Annotated in this window: 28 protein-coding genes; 18 read left to right on the top strand and 10 right to left on the bottom strand. The window is 66.7% G+C overall.

Annotation, left to right across the window (positions count from 1 at the left end; translation table 11 throughout):
- Window positions 1-14: 14 nt before the first annotated feature.
- Complete coding sequence (locus tag JHW45_RS03010) at window positions 15-1,010, top strand: GNAT family N-acetyltransferase (protein ID WP_272859487.1); 996 nt, start codon at window positions 15-17, stop codon at window positions 1,008-1,010.
- Between the two features lie 221 nt (window positions 1,011-1,231).
- On the opposite strand, the gene JHW45_RS03005 is transcribed toward JHW45_RS03010, so the two are convergent.
- Window positions 1,232-2,872 (bottom strand): MFS transporter, encoded by a 1,641-nt coding sequence (locus JHW45_RS03005; RefSeq protein ID WP_272859486.1) that lies wholly within the window; start codon window positions 2,870-2,872, stop codon window positions 1,232-1,234.
- A gap of 129 nt (window positions 2,873-3,001) precedes the next feature.
- Entirely contained in the window at window positions 3,002-3,253 is a 252-nt protein-coding gene (locus JHW45_RS03000) for a GlsB/YeaQ/YmgE family stress response membrane protein (protein ID WP_272859485.1), read from the bottom strand.
- Between the two features lie 299 nt (window positions 3,254-3,552).
- On the opposite strand from JHW45_RS03000, the gene JHW45_RS02995 reads away from it, so the two are divergent.
- From JHW45_RS02995 to JHW45_RS02985, 3 genes are all read left to right on the top strand, one after another.
- Window positions 3,553-4,338 carry a L,D-transpeptidase gene (locus JHW45_RS02995; RefSeq protein WP_272859484.1) on the top strand — a complete coding sequence of 262 codons (786 nt, stop codon included), beginning with the start codon at window positions 3,553-3,555 and terminating at the stop codon, window positions 4,336-4,338.
- 144 nt (window positions 4,339-4,482) lie between these two features.
- The gene (locus JHW45_RS02990; protein ID WP_272859483.1) at window positions 4,483-5,271 is read left to right on the top strand and encodes a hypothetical protein; all 789 of its coding nucleotides are present in this window, start codon (window positions 4,483-4,485) and stop codon (window positions 5,269-5,271) included.
- A 41-nt stretch (window positions 5,272-5,312) separates the two neighbouring features.
- A complete protein-coding gene (locus tag JHW45_RS02985) occupies window positions 5,313-6,236 on the top strand; it encodes a lytic transglycosylase domain-containing protein (RefSeq protein ID WP_272859482.1) in 924 nt (307 codons plus the stop codon).
- Window positions 6,237-6,254: 18 nt separating this feature from the next.
- Here JHW45_RS02985 and JHW45_RS02980 read toward each other — a convergent pair whose 3' ends face one another.
- Window positions 6,255-8,459 carry a primosomal protein N' gene (locus JHW45_RS02980; RefSeq protein WP_272859481.1) on the bottom strand — a complete coding sequence of 735 codons (2,205 nt, stop codon included), beginning with the start codon at window positions 8,457-8,459 and terminating at the stop codon, window positions 6,255-6,257.
- Between the two features lie 122 nt (window positions 8,460-8,581).
- On the opposite strand from JHW45_RS02980, the gene fsa reads away from it, so the two are divergent.
- The 5 genes from fsa (at window position 8,582) to JHW45_RS02955 (ending at window position 12,443) form a co-directional block, all read left to right on the top strand.
- Window positions 8,582-9,235, top strand: coding sequence for a fructose-6-phosphate aldolase (fsa, locus tag JHW45_RS02975; protein WP_272859480.1), 654 nt, complete (start codon window positions 8,582-8,584; stop codon window positions 9,233-9,235).
- 32 nt (window positions 9,236-9,267) lie between these two features.
- A complete protein-coding gene (locus tag JHW45_RS02970; RefSeq protein ID WP_272859479.1) occupies window positions 9,268-9,969 on the top strand; it encodes a DUF484 family protein in 702 nt (233 codons plus the stop codon).
- Window positions 9,966-10,901, top strand: coding sequence for a tyrosine recombinase XerC (locus JHW45_RS02965; protein ID WP_272859478.1), 936 nt, complete (start codon window positions 9,966-9,968; stop codon window positions 10,899-10,901). The genes JHW45_RS02970 and JHW45_RS02965 overlap by 4 nt, the downstream gene beginning before the upstream one ends.
- A gap of 91 nt (window positions 10,902-10,992) precedes the next feature.
- On the top strand, window positions 10,993-11,568 hold the full coding sequence (gene msrA, locus JHW45_RS02960; RefSeq protein ID WP_272859477.1) for a peptide-methionine (S)-S-oxide reductase MsrA: 576 nt from the start codon (window positions 10,993-10,995) through the stop codon (window positions 11,566-11,568).
- Window positions 11,568-12,443: a 50S ribosomal protein L11 methyltransferase gene (locus tag JHW45_RS02955; RefSeq protein WP_272859476.1), complete on the top strand. Its 876-nt coding sequence runs from the start codon at window positions 11,568-11,570 to the stop codon at window positions 12,441-12,443. Before msrA ends, JHW45_RS02955 begins: the two co-directional genes overlap by 1 nt.
- A gap of 63 nt (window positions 12,444-12,506) precedes the next feature.
- Here JHW45_RS02955 and JHW45_RS02950 read toward each other — a convergent pair whose 3' ends face one another.
- Window positions 12,507-13,397, bottom strand: a complete 891-nt coding sequence (locus tag JHW45_RS02950; protein ID WP_272859475.1) for a dihydrodipicolinate synthase family protein — start codon at window positions 13,395-13,397, stop codon at window positions 12,507-12,509.
- 135 nt (window positions 13,398-13,532) lie between these two features.
- On the opposite strand from JHW45_RS02950, the gene JHW45_RS02945 reads away from it, so the two are divergent.
- From JHW45_RS02945 to nagB, 7 genes are all read left to right on the top strand, one after another.
- Window positions 13,533-14,228 (top strand): FCD domain-containing protein, encoded by a 696-nt coding sequence (locus tag JHW45_RS02945; RefSeq protein WP_272859474.1) that lies wholly within the window; start codon window positions 13,533-13,535, stop codon window positions 14,226-14,228.
- A gap of 30 nt (window positions 14,229-14,258) precedes the next feature.
- Window positions 14,259-15,215, top strand: a complete 957-nt coding sequence (locus JHW45_RS02940) for a sialic acid TRAP transporter substrate-binding protein SiaP (RefSeq protein WP_272859473.1) — start codon at window positions 14,259-14,261, stop codon at window positions 15,213-15,215.
- A 70-nt stretch (window positions 15,216-15,285) separates the two neighbouring features.
- A complete protein-coding gene (locus tag JHW45_RS02935; RefSeq protein WP_272859472.1) occupies window positions 15,286-15,771 on the top strand; it encodes a TRAP transporter small permease in 486 nt (161 codons plus the stop codon).
- Window positions 15,768-17,042, top strand: coding sequence for a TRAP transporter large permease (locus tag JHW45_RS02930; protein WP_272859471.1), 1,275 nt, complete (start codon window positions 15,768-15,770; stop codon window positions 17,040-17,042). The genes JHW45_RS02935 and JHW45_RS02930 overlap by 4 nt, the downstream gene beginning before the upstream one ends.
- A complete protein-coding gene (locus tag JHW45_RS02925) occupies window positions 17,039-17,713 on the top strand; it encodes an N-acetylmannosamine-6-phosphate 2-epimerase (RefSeq protein WP_272859470.1) in 675 nt (224 codons plus the stop codon). Before JHW45_RS02930 ends, JHW45_RS02925 begins: the two co-directional genes overlap by 4 nt.
- A complete protein-coding gene (locus tag JHW45_RS02920; RefSeq protein ID WP_272859469.1) occupies window positions 17,710-18,570 on the top strand; it encodes an ROK family protein in 861 nt (286 codons plus the stop codon). The genes JHW45_RS02925 and JHW45_RS02920 overlap by 4 nt, the downstream gene beginning before the upstream one ends.
- Entirely contained in the window at window positions 18,567-19,346 is a 780-nt protein-coding gene (gene nagB / locus JHW45_RS02915; protein ID WP_272859468.1) for a glucosamine-6-phosphate deaminase, read from the top strand. The genes JHW45_RS02920 and nagB overlap by 4 nt, the downstream gene beginning before the upstream one ends.
- A gap of 254 nt (window positions 19,347-19,600) precedes the next feature.
- Here nagB and JHW45_RS02910 read toward each other — a convergent pair whose 3' ends face one another.
- The 6 genes from JHW45_RS02910 to JHW45_RS02885 form a co-directional block, all read right to left on the bottom strand.
- Window positions 19,601-20,497, bottom strand: coding sequence for a DUF1217 domain-containing protein (locus JHW45_RS02910; RefSeq protein WP_272859467.1), 897 nt, complete (start codon window positions 20,495-20,497; stop codon window positions 19,601-19,603).
- Window positions 20,394-20,798 carry a flagellar biosynthesis repressor FlbT gene (gene flbT / locus JHW45_RS02905; RefSeq protein WP_272859466.1) on the bottom strand — a complete coding sequence of 135 codons (405 nt, stop codon included), beginning with the start codon at window positions 20,796-20,798 and terminating at the stop codon, window positions 20,394-20,396. The genes JHW45_RS02910 and flbT overlap by 104 nt, the downstream gene beginning before the upstream one ends.
- Window positions 20,795-21,142 carry a flagellar biosynthesis regulator FlaF gene (flaF, locus tag JHW45_RS02900; RefSeq protein ID WP_272859465.1) on the bottom strand — a complete coding sequence of 116 codons (348 nt, stop codon included), beginning with the start codon at window positions 21,140-21,142 and terminating at the stop codon, window positions 20,795-20,797. The genes flbT and flaF overlap by 4 nt, the downstream gene beginning before the upstream one ends.
- An 84-nt stretch (window positions 21,143-21,226) precedes the next feature.
- Entirely contained in the window at window positions 21,227-22,069 is an 843-nt protein-coding gene (locus JHW45_RS02895) for a flagellin N-terminal helical domain-containing protein (protein ID WP_272859464.1), read from the bottom strand.
- Window positions 22,070-22,241: 172 nt separating this feature from the next.
- A complete protein-coding gene (locus JHW45_RS02890) occupies window positions 22,242-22,559 on the bottom strand; it encodes a hypothetical protein (RefSeq protein ID WP_272859463.1) in 318 nt (105 codons plus the stop codon).
- Window positions 22,556-22,804 (bottom strand): rod-binding protein, encoded by a 249-nt coding sequence (locus tag JHW45_RS02885; RefSeq protein ID WP_272859462.1) that lies wholly within the window; start codon window positions 22,802-22,804, stop codon window positions 22,556-22,558. The genes JHW45_RS02890 and JHW45_RS02885 overlap by 4 nt, the downstream gene beginning before the upstream one ends.
- Window positions 22,805-22,909: 105 nt before the next feature.
- Between JHW45_RS02885 and fliK the strand changes: the two genes are divergently transcribed.
- The gene (fliK, locus tag JHW45_RS02880) at window positions 22,910-23,980 is read left to right on the top strand and encodes a flagellar hook-length control protein FliK (protein WP_272859461.1); all 1,071 of its coding nucleotides are present in this window, start codon (window positions 22,910-22,912) and stop codon (window positions 23,978-23,980) included.
- An 11-nt stretch (window positions 23,981-23,991) separates the two neighbouring features.
- Window positions 23,992-24,654, top strand: a complete 663-nt coding sequence (locus tag JHW45_RS02875; RefSeq protein ID WP_272859460.1) for a flagellar hook capping FlgD N-terminal domain-containing protein — start codon at window positions 23,992-23,994, stop codon at window positions 24,652-24,654.
- The last annotated feature ends 35 nt before the right edge of the window (window positions 24,655-24,689 follow it).

The following is a 24,689-nucleotide window of genomic DNA, read 5'->3' as shown; positions in this document are numbered from 1 at the left end:
CGAAGGGATCGGACATGCCGCCTTCAGTGCGCACCGCCAGCACCGGGGACCTGCCCCGGATGGCCGATCTGCTGACCCACGATGCCGCCACCCGGCAGGCGCGCAACCCGCAACTGTGGAAAATGGCGTGCGATGCACGCGACCGCGTGCTGGCCGATCTGGCCAGGACGCTGACCGATCCGGCGCCGCCCTTCCGCCAATGCTGGCTGGTCGCCGATCACGACGGTCGGCTTGCCGGGGTCGCCCACAGCATCCTGCTGCCGGTCCCGCCGATCTATGCAGGCGCATTCGGCCCGCCCGGCCTGTTGATGCCAGACTGCCATGTGTCCTCCGACGCACCCGCCGGCACCCGGCAGGCGCTGCTGGATGCTGCCGAGGCCGATCTGCGCGCGGCGGGGGCGCGGCTGCTGCTGGCCTCGGCCTATACCGGCAGCGCGTGGCGCGCGACCTTTGCGCGAAACGGCTATGCGCCGCTGACGCTGTATTATGCTAGAACCGGGCTTGCGCCGGGCAAGCGGGCCGATACCGTGCGTCCGGCATCCGAACGCGATCTGACCCGGATCGTCGCGCTCAGCGCCCGCAACCGCCGTGTGCTGTCAGCCCTTGATCCGTTCTGGGAACCGCACCCGCAGGCCGACCAGCGGTTCGGCGACTGGATGGCCCGTTCACTGACGCTGACCGATCGCAAGATGCTGGTGTCGGCAAGGGCCGGGACGGTTCAGGGCTACGCCATTGCGCAGCCCGCCAGTCATCTGCATTTTCCCGCCGCGCACGATATCGAGGCGGTCGGATTCATCGACGACTATTTTCACACCGACGATGACGACGACGCCGCGCCGCGCGATGACGCGGCGGCGTCCGGACTTTTAAAAGCCGCCGAAGCGTGGCTGGCAGGGCGCGGAATGACAAGCGTGCTGATCGTCTGCCCCGCCGCATGGCGGTGGAAACGCGCGCTGCTGGAGGCGACCGGCCATCACGTCGCGGCAAGCTGGTATCTCAAGCGGACCTGACCCGCCGATCCGCCCTATGCCCCATGCCCCCTGCCCCGTGAAGATCCCGGCAACGTGCGCATGCGGTGTACATCCTGTGCTCGCGCTGTGGCGCCCCTGTGCACGGCCTGTGCAGCCGGAAACCCTGCAATTGCTGGCGATCCGGCCCGTCGCGCGGCACCGCGTTGCGACATCGCCGCGCGCAACGCACGCCCCGTTGCGCCGCCTGAAAGATGCGCGCGTCAGGGCACCTCCAGCTTGCCGAACAGCGGCACGTCGTCATGCCGGCCGATCGTGTGCCGCTCGATCATGCGGTGAACGATGGGATCGCCCTCGCCCCGATGCAGCTCGCGCAGCTCGACCGTGACCTCGGCGTCGGATTTGGTACGCCGCAGATTGTGGCGCACATATTCGTCCCAGGTCGCGATGTGATAGCTTTCGCTCCAGTATTCGGGATGCTCCAGATCGCGCAGCAGGGACCAGTTCCGCGCCCCGTCGCGGCGGCGGATATTGCGGCGCAGACGCATCAGACGCAGGAATTCCGGCACGTCCTGTTCGGCGATCTCGTAATCGACCATGACCATGATCGGCCCCGACCGTCCCCGCAGATCCAGTTGCAGGGCGGGTTCGCGAAAGCGATTGACCGGGTCCAGATCGACGGTGCCGAACTCGGGCGCGCGCAGCCACACCCCGACCACCGCACCCAATGCCAGCACCCCACCCGCAGCCGTCAGCGCGAAGGGCAGGCCATAGCTGCCCGCGACCGCGCCCCACGCCCACGACCCGGCCGCCATGCCGCCGAAGGTCGCGGTCTGATACAGCGCCAGCGCGCGGGCCACGACCCAACGCGGCGTGGACAGCTGGACGGTGACGTTGAACAGCGACAGCGCCATCACCCACGCGGCACCGGCGGGCAGCAGCGCCAGCCCCTTCAGCCAGATCGACGGCGCCTGTCCCAGCACAACCGCGCCCAGGGCAAAGCCGGCAAAGCCAAGCCGGACGATGTTCTCGTTGTCATAACGCGCCCGGATACGCGGGTTCAGCACCGCGCCAAAAATGGCGCCGACGCCGAAACAGCCCAGCAACCCCCCGAACAGCATCGACCCGCCCTCGGGGTGCGCCTTGGCGACCAGAGGCAGCAGCGCCAGCACCGCCACCGCCGCAAACCCGAACAGCGCGCCGCGCAGGATGACCCGCATCAGGTTGGGCGACAGCGCGACATAGCGCAGTCCGGCCGCCATCGCCGGCAGGAACGCCTCGGGCGGGGCGGTGCGGGGCGCGATGTCGGGCCGCCAGCGCAGCAGCGCCCCCAGAAGCGGCAGATAGCTGAGCGCGTTCAGCGTGAAGGCGGCTGCCGCCCCGAACGCCGCCACGATCAGGCCGCCCACCGCCGGCCCGACGCTGCGCATCAGGTTGAACCCGACCGAGTTCAGCGTGACCGCCGCCGGCAGATCCTCGCGCGGCACCAGATCGCCCATGCTGGCCTGCCAGGGCGGGTTGTAAAGCGCCTGCCCCGACCCGATCAGAAAGGTGAATGTCAGCAGCAGCCACGGCGTCAGCCATCCCTGCCAGGCAACCACCGCCAGCAGCGCCGAGGTCACCGCCATGATCAGCTGCGCCGTCAGCAGCAGGGTCTTGCGGTCGAAGATATCGGCCAGCGCGCCCGACCCGATCGCCAGCAGCATGATCGGCAGCGTGTTCGACGCCTGCACCAGCGCGATCAGCGTCGCGCTGTCGGTCAGCTGCGTCATCAGCCAGGCGGCCCCCACCGCCTGCACCAGCCCGCCGAAATTCGAGATCAGCGTCACGCTCCACAGAACGCGGAAATCGCGGTGTCGAAAGGGCGCAAGCGCGGCGCCGCGCAAGGGTTCTGATTGCGTCACGGAAATCGTCTTTGCCGGTTCAGCCGCAGACTAGTGAAGCCTGCCGGCCGCGGCAATCGTCATTGCGCCGTCCGGTTCTGCGCTGGCCCTGGCAAGGGAAAACGCCGGGCGCGCGGCCCGGCGGGATCTTCAGGCGCGTTTGACCAGTTGCAGGATCACCAGCAGGATGACCGCGCCAATCGTGGCATAGATGATCGATCCGATGACCGATCCCTCGGCCCCGATTCCAAGCCCGATGGCGGGAAACAGGAACGACGCGATCACCGCGCCCAGAATGCCCACGACGATGTTGACCAGCAGCCCCTGCCCGTGGCCCTTGACCACCAGACCGGCCAGCCACCCTGCGATCGCACCCACGATCAACGCAACGATAAGACCCATTTCCCGCATCTCCCAGATGTTGATCGGCGTCACCGCGCCGCACGGACATGCAACCAAAGCGGACGCGGAATTGTTCCATCGTCGTGCGAAGTTGATCTTCCTGCCGCCGCAAGGTCACAGTTGCGTCCGCAAACCGGCATGATCGGCCCGCAAGGGTTGACGATTGCGGGATCAGGCCGGCTGATGACACATTGCACGAATCATGCCCGGCTCTGCCGTCGGGGATGATATCGCGAACTGAACGCTGCCACGGCTCCGTCTTCCGGGCCCGTCCGAACGCAATGAAGGAATACGATACAATGCGCCTCGTCAGCCTGATTGCGGCGCTAGGCCTTGGTCTAGCCGCATGCACACCGACAACCAACAGCTCCGCTCTGGTCAGTCAGGGCTCGGTTCCGCCCGTCTATCAGGCTCGCACCGATATCGGCCCGAACGGCGAACCGGTCAAGATTCCCGCCGTCCGCGCCGCCTATCTGACGCAACGGAACCAACGTCAGCGCGTCGCCTATAACGGCCCCGAAAGCCCCGGCACGCTTGTCGTCGATCCCTATGCCCGCGTCCTTTACGACGTGATGGAGAACGGCGAGGCGATGCGGTTCGGCGTCGCGGTCGGACGCGCCGGCAAGGGGTTCAGCGGCAATGCCGTGGTCTCGGTCAAGAAACGCTGGCCAAGCTGGACGCCCACCCAGAACATGATCCGGACCGAGCCCGAGCTTTACAGCCAGTTCGCCGGCGGTCTTCCGGGCGGGCTGGACAATCCGTTGGGCTCGCGCGCGCTGTATCTGTATCGCAACGGGCGCGACACCTATTACCGTATCCACGGCACGATGGACCCGTCTTCGGTGGGCAAGGCCACTTCGGCCGGCTGTATCCGGCTGTTCAACCAGGACATCATGGACCTGTTCGACGAAACCGAACTGGGCACCCGCGTCGCCGTGCGCAGCCAGGCCGAAAGCCTGCGTCTGGAAGGACCGATGATCCAGACGCCCGAAGGCTATGTCGTCCCCGCCTCCGAGGCGGCCCAGGCCGGCCTTGCGCCGCAGACCGCAGCCTCGCCCGTCGAAAGCGCGGTTCCGCGCCGCTAAGGGCCGGGCTTGCGCAGACAAAACGGCGCCGTGCGCGCCTGAAAGCCCCCGGTCCGCGCCGGGGGCTTTGCAATTGCAAATATCGCCGAATTCACGCAATCTGCCGCGCGACCGGGTGCAGGTCACCGGAACAAGAGGGCGACGATGCCGAATCACAGCAGCCGCGAAAAGGACATCCTGACCGGTCCGCAGCAAGAGCTGGCCGATGCCAGCCGCCGCCCGCGGATCGGAACGCTGGACGACGACGCGCTGATCCGGCTGATCGCCAGTCTGGAAGAGGCGGTGACGCTTGCCTCGACCGAGGCGCAGGCGGACGGGCTGTCGCAGGCGGGTCTGCTGGCCACGGCCATCAGGCGCGCGCACAGCGAAAGACGCCGCCGCAAGCTGGATCATGACCCCGCGACACGGCAGGCGGAGGATGCGCCCGTCGCCGCGCCTGCCGCCAAACCGGCCAAGGCCGCGCGGCGCGTCCCCGCCGTCACCCGCCGCGTTCCGTCCGACCGCAAGACCGCCGAGACGCGCAAAAGCGATCAGCGCACCGGTCTGCGCCGGGTGAAGAAGGCCGGCGCCAAGCCCGAGGACGCGACGTCCCCGCCCGCCGTCGCCGACACGGCGTCCCAATCCGACGCGCCGGTGCAGGCCGGGGACGAGGCGAAGGCGCGCCGGAAGGCGGTCAAGAAAGCCGCCCGCCAAGCGGAAAAAGCGGCCGAGAAGGAAGCGCGAAAAGCCGCCCGCGAGGCCGAGAAAGAGGCGATCAGGGCCGCCCGCAAGGCCGCCAGACTGGCCGCGAAAGAGGCGGAAAGGGCGCTGCGCAAGGCCGAACGCAAGGCGCAGCGCAAGGCCGAGGGCGATGCGCCCGCAAAGGACGCCAGGCGCGACAAGGGCGGCAAGGCCGACAAGAAAGCCAAGGGCAAGAAGGTCAAAGCCGACTAGGTCCGGTCGCCCGTCACCCGAAGCCGAAAGAGGAATCCCCGTTGCGCCGCGCCCTTGTCATGCTTGCCCTGATCGCCGGTTTCGCCGTCAGTTCGGCCGCGGCGCGCCCGGCGGTCGATGCCCGCGCCGGACGCCCGCCGGTCAGACAAGGCGAGGATCTGCGCTGCACCGATGACGGGCGCGATTGCGTGCGGCTGGAACATTACGCCGCCGATGTCTGCAAGCTGATCGAACGCAACGCCGCCGAACGCGGGCTGGACCCCAGCTTTCTGGCCCGGCTTCTGTGGAAGGAAAGCCGGTTCGAACCCGGCGCGGTCAGCCCGGTCGGCGCGTTGGGGATCGCCCAGTTCATGCCCGGTACCGCCGATCTTTACGATCTGGACGATCCGTTCAATCCGGCGCAGGCGATCGCGAAATCGGCGTGGTATCTGGGCCATCTCAGCAGCATGTTCGGCAATATCGGGCTGGCCGCCATCGCCTATAACGGCGGCGAGAACCGTGCCGCGCGCTTTATCGCCCGGCAGACCACGCTGCCCTATGAGACGCTGGATTACGTCGAGGCCATCACCGGCCACAACGCCCTGCGCTGGCGCGACAACCCGCCGGGCGCCGACGATCTGCGGCTGGCGCTGGCGCCCGGACAGGATTTCCGCCCCGCATGCGAGGAAATGGCCGGCAATCGCAGCCTGCGCGAGTTCATCGTGCAGCCGCGCGTCTTCCCCTGGGGGGTGATCGTGGCCAGCCACCCCAGTCGCTCGGGCGCGGCGCAGCAGGTGGCGCGGCTGAACCGCAGCCTGCATCCGATCCTTGGCGGCAAGCGCGTGGGCTATGTCCGCAAGAAGCTGAACGGGCTGCCGCGCGCGGTGTATACGGCGCAGGTCGGCTATGACAGCAAGAAAGAGGCGGCGGAATTCTGTCTCAGGCTGCGGCGCGTCGGCGGCCGCTGCATCGTGCTGAGCAACTGACGCCGGGGCTTGCGCCGGTCACAGAAAGCTTTGCGGGTCGATGTCGACCGCCAGCCGCAGATTGGCCGGCGGCTTGTGGGGCGCAAGCCAGTCGGCCAGCGCGGTCTGCAACGGTGCCTGACGCGGGGCGTGGACCAGCATCCGCATCCGGTGACGGCCCCTGATCCGGGCGATGGGTGCGGGCGCCGGCCCCCACAGCTCGGCCCCGGCCTGCACAAGCGGCGCGGCATTCGCGGCGAGATGGCGCGCGAAATCGGCGACCACGCCCAGATCGGGATGCGACAGGATGATCCCCGCCAGACGGCCGAACGGCGGCATCCCGGCCGCTTGCCGCGCAGCCGCCTCGGCGTCCCAGAACGCCTCATCCTGACCCGACAGGATCGCGCGGATCACCGGATGGTCGGGCTGATGGGTCTGAAGCAGCGCCGATCCGGGCTCGGTGCCGGCCTGCCGCCCTGCCCGGCCGGCCACCTGCCGCATCAGCTGGAAACTGCGCTCGGCCGCGCGCAGATCGGCGCCCTGCAATCCCAGATCGGCGTCGATCGCGCCGACCAGCGTCAGGCGGGGGAAATTGTGCCCCTTGGCCACGATCTGCGTGCCGATGATGATGTCGGTATCGCCGCCCGAGATCTGCGCGATGGTATCCTTCAGCGCGCGAGCCGAGTGGAACAGGTCCGACGACAGCACCGTGGCCCTGGCACCCGGAAACAGCGTTGCGACCTCTTCGGCGATGCGTTCGACGCCCGGGCCGACCGGCGCCAGCTTGCCCGCCACCCCGCAGGACGGACAGGCTTGCGGAATCGGGCGCGTGTCGCCGCATTGATGGCAGACAAGCCGGTTCTGGAACCGGTGTTCGACCATCCGCGCATCGCATTGGTGGCAGCCGATCTGTTCGCCGCAGGCGCGGCAGATTGTGACCGGCGCAAAGCCGCGACGGTTCAGGAACAGCAGCGACTGTTCGCCCCGCGCCAGCCGGGACCGCACCGCGCCTTCCAGCGTCGGCGATATCCAGCGGCCCGGCTTCATGTCCTCGGCCCGCAGGTCGATGGCGGCCATGTCGGGCAGATCCGCGCTGCCGAAGCGGGCATGCAGGTCCAGCCGCGCATATTTGCCGCTGGCCGCGTTGACCCAGCTTTCCAGCGAGGGCGTGGCCGAGGCCAGAACCACCTGCGCCTTGCAGATCGACGCGCGCAGCACCGCCATGTCGCGGGCGTTGTAGAAGACGACGTCCTCCTGCTTGTAGCTGCTGTCGTGTTCCTCATCGACGACGATCAGGCCCAGATCGCGGAACGGCAGGAACAGGGCTGATCGCGCGCCGACCACCAGCCCGACCTGCGCCCGCCCGGCCATGTGCCACAGGCGACGGCGTTCGCTGCGGGTGATGCCGCTGTGCCATTCGCCGGGCCGGGCGCCGAACCGCGCCTCGACCCGGTCCAGAAACTCGGCCGACAGCGCGATCTCGGGCAGCAGGACCAGCGCCTGGCGACCGGCGCGCAGGGTTTCGGCCACCGCCTCGAGATAGACCTCGGTCTTGCCCGACCCGGTGACGCCGCGCAGCAGCGTGGTGCCATAGCCGCCCGCGCGGATCGCCGCGCGCAGACGGTCGGCCGCCGCCTGCTGATCGGGGGCCAGCGGCTTGCCGGGGCGCGCGGGATCGAGGCGCGGATAGGGCGCGTCGCGCGGCGCCTCGATCTGGGTCAGCGCGCCCTGCGCCACCAGCCCTTTCACGACCGAGCTTCCCACCCCCGCAAGCTGCGCCAGTTCCGAGGGCGCAAACCCGGCGCCGCCATGTTGCGCCATCACGTCCAGAACCCGCTGCCGCGCCGCCGTCATGCGCTGCGGCGCGGCGTTGCCCGGAACGATCACCGGGCGCGCAGCGGGCGGCTGGTCCAGATCGGGCGCGCGCGTGGCCATGCGCAGGATCAACGGCGGCGGGGTCAAGGTGTAATCCGCCGCCCGCGTCAGGAAGTCCAGAAACTCGGGCCGGAACGGTTCGGCGTCCAGAACCTTCGCCACCGGACGCAGCCGGGACAGGTCGAAATCCCCCTGCCCCTCGCCCCACACAAGCCCCAGCACGCGGCGCGGCCCCAGTGGCACCTGCACAAGCTGGCCCTGCCGCACGCCCTGTTCGGGCGCCAGATAATCGAGCACGCCCACCGGTTCGCAGGTCAGCACCGCGATCCGGGCGCGGGCGGGAAAGAAGGCGGGCGGACTGTCGGTCATCGGTGCAGATAAAGACGCGGGGCCAGCGGGGTTGCAAGCCCGCCGATCCCCCGCGCCGCCCCTTTCCGGGTTCGGGGTTTTGGGCTATTACACCGACAACACCGCACAAGAGGAGCCGGGCCATGAAATTCTTCGTCGATACCGCCGATGTGGATGCGATCCGCGAGCTGAACGATTTGGGCATGGTGGACGGCGTGACCACCAACCCCTCGCTGATCCTGAAGGCCGGGCGCGACATCGCAGAGGTGACGCGCGAGATCTGCGACATGGTCGCCGGTCCCGTCTCGGCCGAGGTCGTGGCCGAGAAGGCCGACGACATGATCCGCGAGGGCAAGCACCTGGCGCAGATCGCCGACAATATCGCGGTCAAGGTGCCGCTGACCTGGGACGGGCTGAAAGCCTGCCGGGCGCTGTCCGATGACGGCCACATGGTCAACGTGACGCTGTGCTTTTCGGCCGCGCAGGCGATTCTGGCGGCCAAGGCCGGGGCGACCTTCATCAGCCCGTTCATCGGCCGGCTGGACGACATCCATCTGGACGGGGTGGACCTGATCGCCGATATCCGCGAGATCTATGACAATTACGGCTATGACACGCAGATCCTGGCGGCCTCGATCCGGTCGGTGAACCACATCGTCGAGGTCGGCAAGATCGGCACCGACGTCATCACCGCGCCCCCCGCCGTGATCAAGGCGATGGCAAAGCATGTCTTGACGGACAAGGGGCTTGAGCAGTTCACTGCGGACTGGGCAAAGACCGGTCAGAAGATCGGCTGAAACAGCCGCGTCAGGCGGCGGAAAGGGGCAGGATGACCGCCGAACCCAAGGCACAGCCGGGGCTGGACCCGGAAACGCGCGACCGGCTGCTGGCCGATCCCGCGGCGGTTCTGGCCGATCGCGACGTGATGCGCGCCCTTGTGGCCGCGCGCGAGGCCGAGATCGGCGACAATGTGATCGACATTCGCGGCCGCGCGATGGAGGCGCTGGAAACACGGCTGGACCGGCTGGAATCGCAGCATGAAAGCGTGATCGCCGCCGCCTATGACAACCAGTCGGGCACGGCGGTGGTGCATCGCGCGGTGATCGGGCTGATGGAATCGGCCGATCTGGCGGATTTCATCGACAGCCTGCAGGCCGAGATCGCGCCGCTGCTGCGGATCGAGACGCTGCGCCTGGTGGTCGAGGACGATCCCGCCATCCCCAACCTGCCCGAGGATGTGGTGATCGCGCCCGAGGGTGCGGTCGGACGGATCGTCGCGGCCGGACGGCGCGCGCCGCGCGGCGACGACATCGTGCTGCGCCCGGCCTCGCCGATCACGCAGCCGATCCACGGCCGGGCGGTCGCCTCCGAGGCGTTGTTGCCGCTGGATCTGGGGGCGCGGCGTCCGCGCGCGCTGCTGGTCATGGGCAGCGCCGACGGGCAGCGTTTCGCGCCCGCGCACGGCACCGATCTTCTGCGCTTTTTCGGGCAGGTGTTCCGGCTGGTGCTGCTGGCCCGTCTGCGGCCATGACCGCGCCCGGCCCGCTGGCGCTGGCGCCCGCCACGGCGGCGGCGCTGGCGCGCTGGCTGGAGGTCGAGGCGGCGACGCGCGACCGCTCGGCCCACACGATCACCGCCTATCGCGCCGATCTGCTGGCGTTCCTGTCGTTTCTGGGCGGCCATCACGGTGCGGCCGCGACGCCGCGGTCGCTGGCCTTGCTGCGGCAGGCGGACATGCGCGCATTCGCGGCCGCCGAACGGGCGCGGGGCCTGGGCGCGCGGTCGCTGGCGCGCCGGCAATCGGCGGTGCGCGGGTTCCTGCGCTGGCTGTCCGACCGCGAGGGGCACGATCTCAGCGCCGCGCTGGCCGCGCGCAGCCCGAAATACGCCCGGTCGCTGCCGCGCCCGCTGACACCCGATCAGGCGCGCGAGGCGTTGGAAATGGTAGCGGCAGGCCATGACACGCCATGGGTCGCGGCGCGCGATGTGGCGGTGATGACAATGCTGTGGGGATGCGGCCTGCGGATTTCCGAGGCGCTGAGCCTTGACGGCGCGGACTGGCCGTTCCGCGACAGCCTGACGATCACCGGCAAGGGCGGCAAGCAGCGGAACGTGCCGATGCTGCCGGTGGCGCGCGATGTGGTCGCCGCCTATCTGAAGCTGTCGCCGTGGCGGCTGGCGCCCGAACAGCCGCTGTTTCGCGGCGTGCGCGGGGGTCGGCTGTCCGGCGGCCAGATCGCCGTTGCGCTGCGGCGGGCGCGGGCGGCACTGGGCCTGCCGCCCTCGGCCACGCCGCATGCGCTGCGCCATTCCTTCGCCACCCATCTTCTGGCGGCCGGCGGCGATCTGCGCACGATCCAGGAACTTCTGGGCCATGCCAGCCTGTCGACCACGCAGGTCTATACGGCGGTGGACGACGCGCAGTTGATGAAAGTCTATCGCGCCGCCCATCCGCGCGGCTAGAACGCTGCTGCGGGACGCCCGCCGGCCCGAATCTTCCGGCGAACCAACGCGCGTTCCGTGCGTTCTGGATCGCAACAACAAGGATGCCACGATGACCACACATGCGATCTTCAACCGGCCGCTGGACGCGCAGGCGCCGCAGGGCTTCGACCAGGCGATTTTCGGCATGGGATGCTATTGGGGTCCCGAACGGCTGTTCTGGCAGCAGCACGGCGTCTGGCTGACCGAGGTGGGCTTTGCCGGCGGAACCGCCCGGAACCCGACCTACGATCAGGTGTGCAAGGGCGACACCGGCCATGCCGAGGTCGTGCGCATCGTCTATGACAGTTCGCAGATCAGCTATGAACATCTGCTGAAGCTGTTCTGGGAGCATCACGATCCGACGCAGGGCGACCGGCAGGGCAACGATGTCGGCTCGCAATATCGCAGCCTGATCATGGTGTTCAACGACAGCCAGCGCGCGGCCGCCGAGGCGTCGAAGGTGGATTACGGCAACCGCCTGGCGCTGGAAGGGTTCGGCAAGATCACCACGCAGATCGTCGATGAAGGCCCGTTCTGGCCCGCCCCGGCCGAGCATCAGCAATATCTGGAAAAGAACCCCGGCGGTTATTGCGCGCTTGAGGGCACCGGGGTAGAGGCGTCGTTGCCCAACCCGGACCCGATCTGATGCCCACCTTCACCGCCCTGACCCATGTCGCCGGCCGCGACGCCGCCGAAGCCCTGGCCGAGGCGTGCGAGGATCTTGCCCCCGAACCGGTCGGCGTGGGCGTCTTCGAGATCGAGGACGGGTCGGACCGGTGGGAGGTCGGTGTCTATTTCCTGGAACGCCCCGACGAAGTTGCGCTGGCGCTGCTGGCCGCCGCGTGGGGGGCCGAGCCGTTCGTCGTCTCGGAATTGCCCGAGGTTGACTGGGTCGCCCATGTCCGGCGCGAACTGACGCCGGTCGAGGCGGGCCGGTTCTTCGTGCATGGCAGCCACGACGCCGACCGCGTGCCCGAGGGGGTCGAGGCGCTGTGCATCGAGGCGGCGATGGCCTTCGGCACCGGCCATCACGACACCACCAAGGGCTGTCTTCAGGCGTTGGACCGGCTGGCCACTGCCGGCCATGACGCGCACCGGATCGCCGATATCGGCTGCGGAACCGGGGTTCTGGCGATGGCCGCGGCGCGGATCTGGCCGGTCACCGTGCTGGCCAGCGACTCTGACCGGATCGCCGTCGATACGGCGGCGGCGAACGTGATCGCCAACGGCCTGTCGGGTCGCGTCGAATGTATCGAGGCAACCGGCTTCGACCATCCGGTTCTGGACGAGGCCGCGCCGTTCGATCTGGTGCTGGCCAATATCCTGAAACAGCCTTTGATCGACCTTGCGCCGCAGATGGCCCGCCATGTCGGGGCGTCAGGCAAGATCATCCTGTCCGGGCTGCTGTCCGATCAGGCGGAAGAGGTGATCGAGGCCTACCGTCAGCATGGCTTCACGCTGGATCGCCGCGACGATCTGGGCGAGTGGGCAACGCTGACGATGACGCGCGGGGATGGCTGAGCGCGCCGGTTGCGCACCGCCCGTATCACTCCGCGTCCGTCAGCATCCCCTTTGCCCTTGCGATCACGCCACCCATTCGGCGAATTCGGGGCGGGCCATGATTTCGGCCATGCGCGCATCGCCATCGTCGGTCCGCGCGGCCATCGGGGCGCGCGTCGCGCCGATCTCGATCCCGATGGCGCGGAAACCGGCCTTCATCCCCGGCAGGACGCCGATGGGCAGCAGCGCCTCGACGAAACGGGCCGAGACGGTTTGCAGCCTTTGCGCCTGGGCCAGATCGCCGGCGCGGATGGCACGGTCCAGCGCCACATACAGCTTGCCCAACAGGTTATAGGTCGTCCCGATGCCGCCATCCGCGCCAAGCACGGCACCTGACAGATAGATCTCGTCAAAGCCGAAGAACATGGTGGAATCGGGGCGCGCGCGGCGCAGCATCGACAGCTTGAACATGTCGTTCGAGGTGAACTTGATCCCGGCCACGTTCGGCAGGCCCAGCACCTCGACCAGCACCTCGAAGCCGATGGGGCGGCCGGTGCGCACCGGCACCTCATAGACGATCAGCGGCAGATCCGTGGCCGCCTGAAGGTCGCGATAATAGGCCAGGATTTCGGCATCGGTGAACGGATAGGAATGCGGCGGCAGCGCCGACAGACCGTGATAGCCAAGCTTTGCGGCGTTCCGCGCCAGCCGGATCGAATCGCGCAGCGACGGTGCGCCGACATGGGCGATCAGCGTCGTGCCCTTCGCGTCATTGGCCACGACCTCTTGCTGGGCCAGCAATTCGTCGGTGCCCAGAAGACCCGATTCCCCGCTGCTGCCGCCGACGTAAAGACCCGCCAGCCCCTGCCGCAGGACGTAGTCGTCCAGCGCGCGCTGACGGTCCGGGCTGAAGCCGCCCTCATCGTCCAGACCCGTCATCAGCGCGGCATGCATGCCGGCAAGAATCTTGCTCATCTCTGATCTCCGTGAATAATGCGAACAGCATAGGGACGAAAACTGGTTTGACAATCGGTAATTATGGTATTACCAAAAATCCGAACGCGCGGCGATTGGGGGGAGGCCATGGACAGCACGTCACCTGCACTCCGCATGTCCGACCTGATCGCCAACCGGCTGATCGCCAGCATCCGCAGCGGCGAGTTGCCGCAGGGCCAGCCGCTGCCGCCCGAACGTGAGCTGTGCGAACGCTTCGATGCCTCGCGCCCGACGGTGCGAGAGGCGCTGGCGCAGATGCAGATGCGGGGCTTTCTGGATTCCGGCGGCGGCCGCAGACCCCGCGCCAGCCGCCCGTCCCTTCAGGCGATCCTGCACTCCGCCGCCGGCAATATCCGCGATTTGATGGGCGATGCCGAGGGGGGCGCGCATCTGGAACAGATGCGCCAGTTCATCGAAACGGGCGCGGCGCGCGAGGCCGCGATGCGCGGCGACCGCATCCAGATCGCGCGGCTTCAGGATGCGCTGGCGCTGAACGAAACCGCCATCGGCACCTCGGATTTCGCCGATACCGACATCGCCTTTCACCGCGCGCTGGTCTCGATCGTGGGCAATCCGGTGATCCTGACGCTGCACGACATGTTCGTGTCCGACCTGCTGGCCCAACGCCCGCCCGTCAAGGACCCCGTCCGGCACGACCGCATGGCCCATGACGAACATCGCGCCATCTATGAGGCGGTTCTGAACGGCGACGTTCTGACCGCCACCGATGTGATGGATCACCATCTGGCGCGGTCCTATCGCGCGCGGCTGTCCGCAGCGCGGCAGGACGCGCCATCGAAAACCGAATGACAAGACATCTGCATCAACGAGGAGGATGACATGCTGACGAAATTCCTGATGGCCGGCGCGGCCGTGATCGCGCTGAGCGCGGCGGCCGATGCCCGCGAACTGACCCTGGGTCTGCAGGACAACGAGGCGACGCCGGTCTACAAGGGCGCGGCCGAATTCGCCCGCTCGCTTGAGGAAATCTCGGGCGGCGAACTGACCGTGACGCTGTTCCCCTCGGCCACGCTTGGCGATTTCAAGGCCATGGTGCAGCAGGCACAGGCGGGCGAACTGGACATGGTCATCACCGGCTATCCCGACATGTCCTATACCATTCCCGAACTGAAGCTGATCGGCGCCCCCTATGTCATCAGCGACTACGACCAGCTGAAACGGGTCGTGGACGGTCCCTGGGGTCAGGAGATGGCCGGCAAGTTCGAGGAACAGGGCATTCACGTGCTGGACGTGTGGTATTACGGCACCCGCCAGACCACCGCGAACAAGCCGATCAACTCGATCGAGGACATGCAGGGCCTGCGCCTGCGCACGCCCAACGTGCCGTTCCTGATCGCCTATGCCGAAGCCGTGGGCGCGACCCCGGCCCCGGTCGCCTTCCCCGAGGTGTATCTGGCGCTGCAGACCAATCAGGTCGACGCGCAGGAAAACCCGCTGACCACCATCGACGCGCAGAAATTCTACGAGGTGCAAAGCTCGGTCGCGCTGACCAACCATTTCGTGGCCTCGTCGGCGGTGCTGATCGGCAAGGACACCTGGGACGGATTTTCGGATCAGGAAAAGGAATGGATCAACACCGCCATCGAGGCGGGCGGCAAGCTGAACGACGATCTGCTGCAAACCGGCGAGGAAGAACTGCTGAAGGTGTTCGAGGAACGCGGCCTGACGATCACCCGCCCCGATCTCGAGCCGTTCCGCGAGGCGATGCAGGGCTATTACGACACGCTGGAAGAGGAATTCGGTGAAGGCTCGATCGCCAACGTGACGGCGGAATGAGGTGGCGATGCGGCGGGGCCGGTCGCCCCGCCGCATCCGCAAACAGGACCCTGCAACAAGGAAGACGCACGTGAAACCGCTTCGCAGATACAGCCCCGAAGGGATCGTCGCGTCGGTCCTGTTCATCGTCCTGATCGTCGTGCTGATGATCCAGATCCTTGGCCGCACGGCGCTGTTCACCGGGCCGGTCTGGACCGAGGAAACCGCGCGCTGGCTGTGGGTATGGATGGCGATGATCGGCATTGCCGAGGTCGAACGCACCGACACCCAGCTTCGCATGGGTTTCCTGGTCGAGGGGCTGCGGCGCAAGCTGCGGGTGGCGATCTTCACCGTCATCGACGCGATCTACCTGGCGATCGTGCTGCATCTGGTCTGGATCGGCTGGAAGACCGTCCAGCGCACCTGGTCGAACGAGGCCGTCACCCTGCCGGTCAGCGATGCGCTGCTTTACGCCTCGGGGCTGGTCGCGATGATCCTGATCGCCCACCGGGTGATCCGGCGGATCCTGGGCGTGGGTCACCGCCATGACCCCGAGAAAGTGGAGACCGCGCTGTGATCCTGTCCATCATCGCCATCGGCTGGCTGGTTCTGGTTCTGATCGGCGTGCCGATCGGGATTTCGATGATCCTCGTCTCGATGGGATATTTCTACTGGTCCGGGCTGGGCCTGGCCTTCGCGCTGTCGCGGATGGTCGACGGGCTGAACAGTTTTCCCATGCTGGCCGTGCCGCTGTTCATCCTTGCCGCCGCGATCCTGAACGGCGCGGGGATCACCAATCTGCTGTTCGGCTTTGCCCGCGCGCTGGTCGGTCATATCCGCGGCGGGCTGGGCCACGTGAACATCATGGCAAGCCTGTTCTTTTCGGGCATGTCGGGATCGGCGCTGGCCGATGCCGGCGGTCTGGGAAAGATGGAGATCGAGGCGATGCGCAAGGCCGGCTATGACGACGAATTTGCCGGTTCAGTCACCGCGGCCTCGTCCATGATCGGGCCGCTGGTGCCGCCCTCGATCACCATGGTTCTGTACGGCGTCATCTCGAACACCTCGATCGGGCAGCTTTTCCTGGGCGGCGTCGTGCCGGGCGTGCTGTGCGCCGTGGCGCTGATGGTCATGGTCTATGTCATCGCCTCGCGCCGCGACTATCCGCGCGACGCCTGGCCGGGCCTGCCCGCGCTGTTCGGGCTGTTCATCCGGTCCTTTCCGGCGCTGCTGACCCCGGCGGTGATCGTGGGCGGCATCTTCAGCGGCCTGTTCTCGCCGACCGAGGCGGCGGCGGTCACGGTCGTCTATGCCATCCTGATCGACCTGATCTTCTATCGCGAACTGACCTGGCGCCGGCTGTGGGACGCAATCTATGAGACCACCGCGACCTCGGCCAGCATCGCCATGATCATTGCGGGCGTGTCGCTGCTGGGCTATGTGCTGGCGCGCGAACAGGCCCCGCAACAGATCGCGGCACTGTTTCTTGGCATCGCCGACGGTCCGGTCAGCTTTCTGATCGCGGTGAACCTGATGATCTTCGTTTTGGGGATGTTCGTCGAATCGCTGGTGATCCTGCTGATCGTCGTGCCGATCCTGGTTCCGATTGCCCTGGGTTTCGGCATCGACCCGGTGCATTTCGGCATCATCGTGGTGCTGAACCTGATGATCTCGATCCTGACGCCGCCGATGGGCATGGCGCTGTTCGTCGTGGCGCAGGTGGGCGGCATCCCGTTCCAGCGGCTGGCCCGGGCGATCCTGCCCTGGCTGATCCCGCCCATCGTGGTCCTGATCCTGGTCTGCGTCTTTCCGATCCTTGCCACCGGCCTGCCCGGGATGATGAGATGAGCGTGCTGGAAAGACTGCAAGGCGGGCTGGTGGTGTCCTGCCAGCCGGTCGATGACGGGCCGATGGACGATCCGCGCATCGTTGCCGCGATGGCGCAGGCGGCGGTCGCGGGCGGGGCCAGCGGCCTGCGGATCGAGGGGGTCGAAAACCTGCGCGCCACCCGCCCGCGGGTCGATGTGCCGATCATCGGCATCGTCAAAAGCGACCTGCCCGACAGCCCGGTCCGCATCACCGTGACTATGGATCAGGCCCGCGATCTGATCGCGGCCGGCGCCGATATCGTGGCCTATGACGCAACCCCCCGCCCCCGCACCGATGCCCGCGACGACGTGCTGGCGGCGATCCTGGCAGGCGGCGCGGTCGCGATGGCCGATTGCGCGACCGAGGCCGATGCGCGCGACGCGCTGGCCGCCGGCGCCCGGATCACCGGCACCACCCTGTCCGGATATACCGCCGAAACCGCGCGTGACGACGATGCCCCCGATCTGGACCTGATCGCGGCATTCCGCCGCCTTGGCGGCTTCGTCATGGCCGAGGGTCGTCTGAACACCCCCGCCATGGCCGCCAGCGCCATGGCCGCCGGCGCCGACGCGGTAACCGTCGGCAGCGCGCTGACGCGGCTTGAGGTGATGACGGGCTGGTTCGCCAGGGCGGTCAGGGCAGACAGATGACGCAAGGTTTCGCAATCGATCTTGGCGGCACCAAGACCGCCGCCGCCGTCGTGACCAACGGTCAGGTCGTGGCCAGGCTGCAGGCCCCGACTGACGGGCAGGCAGGTCTGGCACAACAGCTGGAGACGCTTGCCGGCTTGCTGTCGCAGCTTGGCTTTCGGCGCGGCGACCGCTTGGGCACGGCAGTGGCAGGCCGCATCAGCGCCGACGGGAACTGGCAGGCGGTGAACGCCGCCACCCTCTCGGGCATCGGGGCCGAACCCTTGCTGGCGCAGTTGCAGGATCGTTTCGGACCCGATGTCAGCGTCCGCAACGACGCCGCCGCCGCCGCGCTGGCCGAGGCGCGCAAGGGCGCGGGCGCAGGCTCGGCCCATTTTGCCTATCTGACGGTCTCGACCGGCGTGGGCGGCGGGATCGTGCTGAACGGACGCCTGCTGCAAAGCGCGAACGGGCTGGCCGGCCATCTGGGCTTCATGTCCTCGCCGCTTGGCACCGCGCGGTGCGGTTCGGGGCGGTGGGGCACGGTCGAATCGGTCGCATCCGGACGTGCGATTGCGCTGGCCGCAGGCACCCCAGACGCCCGCGCGGCGTTCGCCGACACCTCGGATCGCGCCAGGGCGGCAATCGACCGCTCGGCCGCGGCGGTGGCCCGGCAGATCGCCGACCTGACGGCGTTGTTCGGACTGGACCGGGTCGCGATCGGCGGCGGCGTAGGGCTGGCACCCGGCTATCTGCTGCGGGTGCAGTCGCATCTGACATCCGAACCCGAACTGTTCCGGGTGCCGGTGAATCCGGCATCCCTGGGACAGGACAGCGCCCTGATCGGCGCACTCATGACTGAAGAGGATATATCGTGAAAGTCCTGATCTGCGAGACGCACGAGGCTGCGATAAACCGGACGGCTGAACTGATCGAGACGCAGGTGCGATCCCGCCCCCGCACCGTTCTGGGTCTGGCGACCGGCGGCACGATGGAGCCGCTTTACCGGCGCCTGTCCGAACTGCACCGCGCCTCGCTGTCCTTTGCCGGGGTCGTGACCTTCAATCTGGACGAATATGTCGGCCTGTCGCCGGATCATCCCGCCTCCTATCACAGCTATATGCAGGAACGGCTTTTCGACCATATCGACATCGACCCGCAAAACGCCCATCTGCCGCGCGGCGATGCCGCCGATCCGCGGGCCGAGGCCGACGCCTATGACCGGCGGATCGAAGAGGCCGGGGGTATCGACCTGCAATTGCTGGGCATCGGCCGCAACGGACATATCGGTTTCAACGAACCGACCTCGTCCCTGAACTCGCGGACCAGGATCAAGACCCTGACGCGCAGCACGCGCGAGGCGAACCGCCCCTATTTCGACGCCGGCACGGAACCGCCCGCCTACGCGATCACCATGGGGGTGGGCACGATCCTGGATGCAAAACATTGCCTGCTGCTGGCCACCGGCGCATCGAAAGCGCCGGCTGTCGCCGCCATGGTCGAGGGGCCGCTGTCGGCGGCCTGCCCGGCCTCGGCGCTGCAACTGCATCGCAAGGCGACGGTGGTTCTGGATCAGGCGGCCGCCGCAGAACTGCGCCTGACCGATTATTACCATCATGTGCATCCTGGCGGAAAGGCCAGCCCGTTCGACTGACGGGCGCGGCCCTCGGCCATCGCGGCTCAGAGCTCGAGGGCGCCGGCTGCCGACGTTCAGCGCCACGATCCGGTGTTTTCCGCGGATCAACCTGTCCGGCCGCGCCGAACCTGCATTCGCCAGAACCGCGCGGTTTCTTCGACGCCCATTCTTTTCAGCAGCGGAGAATATGCGCAAGACGGGCCGCGGCCACCGCTGCGAGCTACACGCTTCCCTTGCCGCCAGCGCGCAGGACGGCTTTCCAAGCTCGCCACTCATCGCGACATCGTCAGCAGCGTCAACGCCGAGCTATAGCGATTCTGCACCTCAGACGATTTCATCTGCTCACGCGCCAGAAAGGTTCGGATCAGCTTGTCGACGCGCTCACCGCTTCCGATCGCCTTGAACGACGCGCTGCCCAAAAGCCGTTCAGATGCCTCGGTGAATTCGTCCAGCTGTCGGTCGATGGGCAGCTTTCCATAAGAGGTGCCGAAGCCGAACGCCCCCTCAAAAACCTTGCGAAGGGGCGGGTTTCCCATCACCTCGTACCACAACGTCTTGTCCGTCGATTCGCGGTCGCGAAACTGCGACAATTCCCGGCGCGCGTTAAGCGCAAGGCGCAGGTTCTCACTCCCCTCGCCGACGCGACGTTCGAATTCCTTCTGCATATAGGCGACCGCGATCCGGTCCGTCAGATCGCCCTGACCCGTCGGACCAGTTCCGTACCCGAAAGCTTCGGCCAGTCGCAGATATCTTTTGTCGCTGAGCCTGTTGACCAGTGACCGGGGATCGGTCGTGTCGGCTTCCAGCACCTTGCGGATGAACGCCTTGCTTGAAAGATCATCCTCCAGACCGAATGCACCCAAGGCCACGCGCAGCGTCCGATAATCCTGAACAAGGTCGGCGCCAGATCGGATCGCCGGCAGCTTCTCGCGAAAATGGTCCGTGTCGCGCCGGATCGACACGTCCTGGGCCACGATGGCCATCTGCCGCTGCTCGCTGCGTTTCAGGATCTGCCAGCCCGCAACCCCCGCTGCGCCAAAACTGATCGCGCCTGTCATCTGAGCCTCATTGCCTGCGCGCAGCGAACAGCCGCGCCTCGCGCGGCAGAAGCTCGTGCAGGCGGCGCATCGCCGGATAGGTTGCCCCTGCGAGCGCCAGCCGGGTGGCATCTGCCAGAATGTTCCGGCTGTCGCGATCATCGAACACCTGGCTCAGCTGTTCGATGGCCGTCAGAAGCTGTCGTTCGCCCTGCGCCGGATCGGCGTCGCCTGACAGGATGAGTTGCGCGATATAGCACGCACGCGCCACCGGCGTTGTGGCCGCGTCCGGATGGACTGCATCCTTCAGTCGCAGAACCTTGACGTTGGGCGTCTTGATCGAGATTCTGGTTCGACGCTCTCCGTTCTCTATCACGGCGCCGTTGATCAGGATCCGCTCGTTCGGGGCCAGCTTGAGAACAAGACCGCTCATGCCGCACCCTCGCTGCGCAGCCCCTTCATGATCGACAGGTTGATGTCCACCAGCATGTCCGTGGTCCCTTTCCCGGACAGGATTGCATGACCCTGGCGCAAAACGAACCCGGCCAGCGACAAAAGCCCTGCCTTTGTCTCGTTGGGCAGCATGTTTCCGGGGTCGGCAAGATCCGCGGCCAGGATCGTCCACAGTTCGTTGTTCTTGTGGATCGCCTGAATGGACTGGGCGCTTTGACCCGTTCTGTCGGACTGCCGCAACATCCGGGTGACGCGAGAGAAGATGTCGTATTCGGCGTCCTGCGCGGTGCGCACCGCGCTGGCCCCGTAACCGTGTTCAGACAAAGACGTTATTGCGTTCAATGTGATCGTTCCCGCTTCAAGTTGGCTTGAGGAAGGCGGGGCGCCCTGCGACGCCCCGCCGGATCATCAGCGGAACAGCGCCATAATCGAGGACGGCGCCTGGTTGGCGATCGACAGCGACTGGATGCCCAGTTGCTGCTGCGTCTGCAGGGCTTGCAGCCGGGCGGACGCCTCTTCCATGTTGGCATCCACCAGCGCACCAATCCCAGATTTCAGCGAATCCGCCAGCTTGCCGACGAAATCCGACTGATCCGAGATCCGCTTGCCCGCCGAACCCAACGCCGCCGAACCGTTGACGGCCAGTTCGATCAGCGCCTCCAGATCATGCACGGCGGTATCCGCGCTTGCGCGGTCCGTGATCGCGGTCAGCGTGCCGCCGACGATGCCTGCCTCGAAATCGACAGACGCAACCTGAATGTTGTTCGATGTGGTCACGGCCGTGCCCACTTCGCGGTTCAGCGATCCGACGACGGTGAAGGTCGCGCCGCCGTCGATGCCGTTGGTGCTGAGCAGGTTCACGCCGTTCATCTGCGTGCCCGCCACGATCGAGGTGATCTGCGACATCTTCGCGGTGATGTCGGTCTGGACCTTGTCATAGTCGAAACCGTCGGTCCCGGCGTTCAGGGCCAGGGTCTTCATCTCGTTCAGCAGCTTGGTCACCTGTTCGGCGCCGACCCGTGCGGTCGCGACCGTCGCCTCGGCGACGTTCAGTCCGCTTTGAATGGTCTTGAAGGCCGATTCGTCGGTCTCCATCACCTTCGAGATGGCCCAGATCGCCGCATTGTCCTGGGCGTTGGCGACGGATTTTCCCGTCGAGATCTCGGACTGGGCCTTGGTGAGGCTGGAATTGACCGATTTCAGGGTCTGCAGGGCGACGATCGCCCCGTTATTGGTCAGAATGCTGGACATGTTGTCCTCCGTTATTGCGGCGCTTTGCACCTTTGATGTGGTGAGATCGGCCTTCTGACCTGTCGGGATGTTCCCTGCACGTTTCTTCGTGCAACCGCTTTTCTAAAGCTCGGTGATTTAGGAATAGTGAATTCCGCAATGCTGCACAAACACGTAACACCGGGCATTTTAGTCAAAACCTGCGGGGTGAATTTGCCGCCGTCGAGGATGCATGGCGACGCCCGGCGCGATCATATGTTTGCAGCGTGCGCGCCGCCTGCATGATGGCCTGCACCTCTTCGAAAGCCTGTCTTGCGCCCCGCAAGGACGCATCGGCAAGCACGCGCAATTCGGCCAGTTCAGCCTCCAACCGCGTCCGATCGGCGGCAGAAATTCCGTCAGCTTGAACGGAAAGCACGAATTTTTCCAAGCAGCGTAACGCCTTGTCTGGATCGGCGAGAATCAAGGCGGACCGGATCTGGGCCAGGTCGCGGATCAGCGATCTGTTCATTGCACCACCTTCTGCGCAAGAGTCGCGAATCCCAGATCCAGATGCCGCGCCATGATCCGGGCGTATTCACGCGTCAGGAAACTGCCGAACTGATCCTCGCCCACACCGCCGGAAAATCCGTCACTGGCTGCGCGCGGGCCGCAATATTTCAACATTTCCTCAAGAAACGCCTGTTCCAGACCTTCGACAGGGTTTGCGGCGTGATCCTGGTGTGCCGACGGCGTCGGCGGCAGGGTGATCTGCATCGGCAATCTCCGGTTCCATCGTGTTTTCATGACTTACAGGTTGCCGGTAAATAATAAGTAAGGATTATGCGGTAAATCTTCGCCATATCCGATGGGCAAGCGAACATGATTGCATCCGAAATTCCACGCAAGATGGGAGAGGCCGTCTGCACGACCGTGCCGGTGCGACCCGACGCTTCTGCTGCTCCGTCAGGCGAAGGCGGAACTTTCGCAGTGGATGTGCCGCATGAGGGTGCGGTTGCGACCGAGGACCGGACGGCTTCGCGCGACGACGGGCAACAGGATCAGACAGTGATGGAACTGCCGCTTCCGCAGGCGACGGAGGCGGACGAAGAGGCGATTCCCCCCGCGACATCGGACGCCGCACCGACAATTCTGGCGGGCATTCTGGAAACCTGGTCTGGCGTCAGCGGCAGCATCGGCGCAAGGCGCGACGACGCGCCGCCGATTCGCGCGCCGGTGACGGAAGCTGACGTCCTGTCAGACGCGTCTTTGCCCAATGCTACCGATGAGAGCGAAAGAACAGGTTTATTTAGTGCCATCGACTGCGCCGACGTGGATTCTGAAACGGACGAACCACCCGGGGTACGCCTCACGAAACCGGAACCCACCGCGTTGACAGGGCGCGATCCCCTGCTTGGCGACGACAGAGCGTCGCGCACTTCGATACTGCCCGAATCCCTCGACGCAGGTCGCGCCCCGGTCGCCCCGCTTGTTGCGGCAGAAACCGCAAGACCCAACCCCGCGCTTGCCGAATGGCGACCTGTCGCGGCGCAGGCGGTGATCCGGCAGGTGGCGGACGCGGTGGTGACGTTGGGCGGCGACCGGCTGGAAATCGCGCTGTCGCCCGAAGAGTTGGGTCGCGTGCGTCTGGTCGTCACCGCCGCCGATCGTGCGCCGCATGTCACCGTCTGGATCGAACGTCCCGAGGTGATGGATCTGGTCCGCCGTCACGCTGGGCTGCTGATGCAACATCTTGCAGAGGCCGGGCTGGCCGGCGCGGAACTGGATTTCCGCGATGAACGCTCGAACCCCGAGGGGCATCCGGATCGGGCCGGTCGGGATCGGCAAGACACGCATCACGCGACGACTATCCTGGGGCCCGCATCGCCCGGCTCGGTCGCGGCAATCTCGGTGGCGGCCGCAGGGACGCTTCGCATCGACATCAGATTGTAGGGAAGGAAGAAATGATCAGTGCTCTGGACGGCTCGGCGACCGCATCCGCCGGCTTATCGGTCGCAACAGGCGGCGGATCGGCGACGGGGGCCGATTTCGACACATTCCTGAAGATGCTGACCGCACAGCTGCAGAATCAGGACCCGCTGAATCCCATGGAAGGGACCGAGTTTGCCGTGCAGTTGGCGACATTTTCGGGCGTCGAACAGCAGGCGCAGACCAACAAGCTGCTGAACCGCATGATCGCGCAGCTGGGCGGCACGCAGCTGGGCCAGTTCGCCGACTGGATCGGCAAGGAGGCGCGCACGACGCAGCCTGTGTGGTTCGGCGACCGGCCGCTCACGCTGGACGTGAAGCCCGATCCCGCGGCAGACAGCGTCACCCTGATCACCCTGTCCGAAACCGGACAAGAGGTTTCGCGCGAAGAGATCGGTCCGGGCATCGGCCAGATCGACTGGTATGGCCGGGACGCCGCCGGCGACAAGCTGCCCGATGGACGGTATTCTTTTGTCGTCGAAAGCCTGCGCAATGGCGATGTCATCCGGCAAGACACGGTCGGCGCCTATGCCAGGATCGTCGGGGCCGAAGCCGAGGATGCCGGCGTGCAGCTGATCTTTCAGGGCGGCAGCGCGGCGTCCGTGGCCGATGTCGATGCACTCCGCGATCCGACATGAGGCGCTGCATGGCATCGCGCCATAGGTTGGCAGCG

This window comes from Paracoccus stylophorae, assembly GCF_028553765.1.
GTDB lineage: Bacteria > Pseudomonadota > Alphaproteobacteria > Rhodobacterales > Rhodobacteraceae > Paracoccus > Paracoccus stylophorae.
This window is presented reverse-complemented; position numbering and strand designations above follow the sequence as displayed.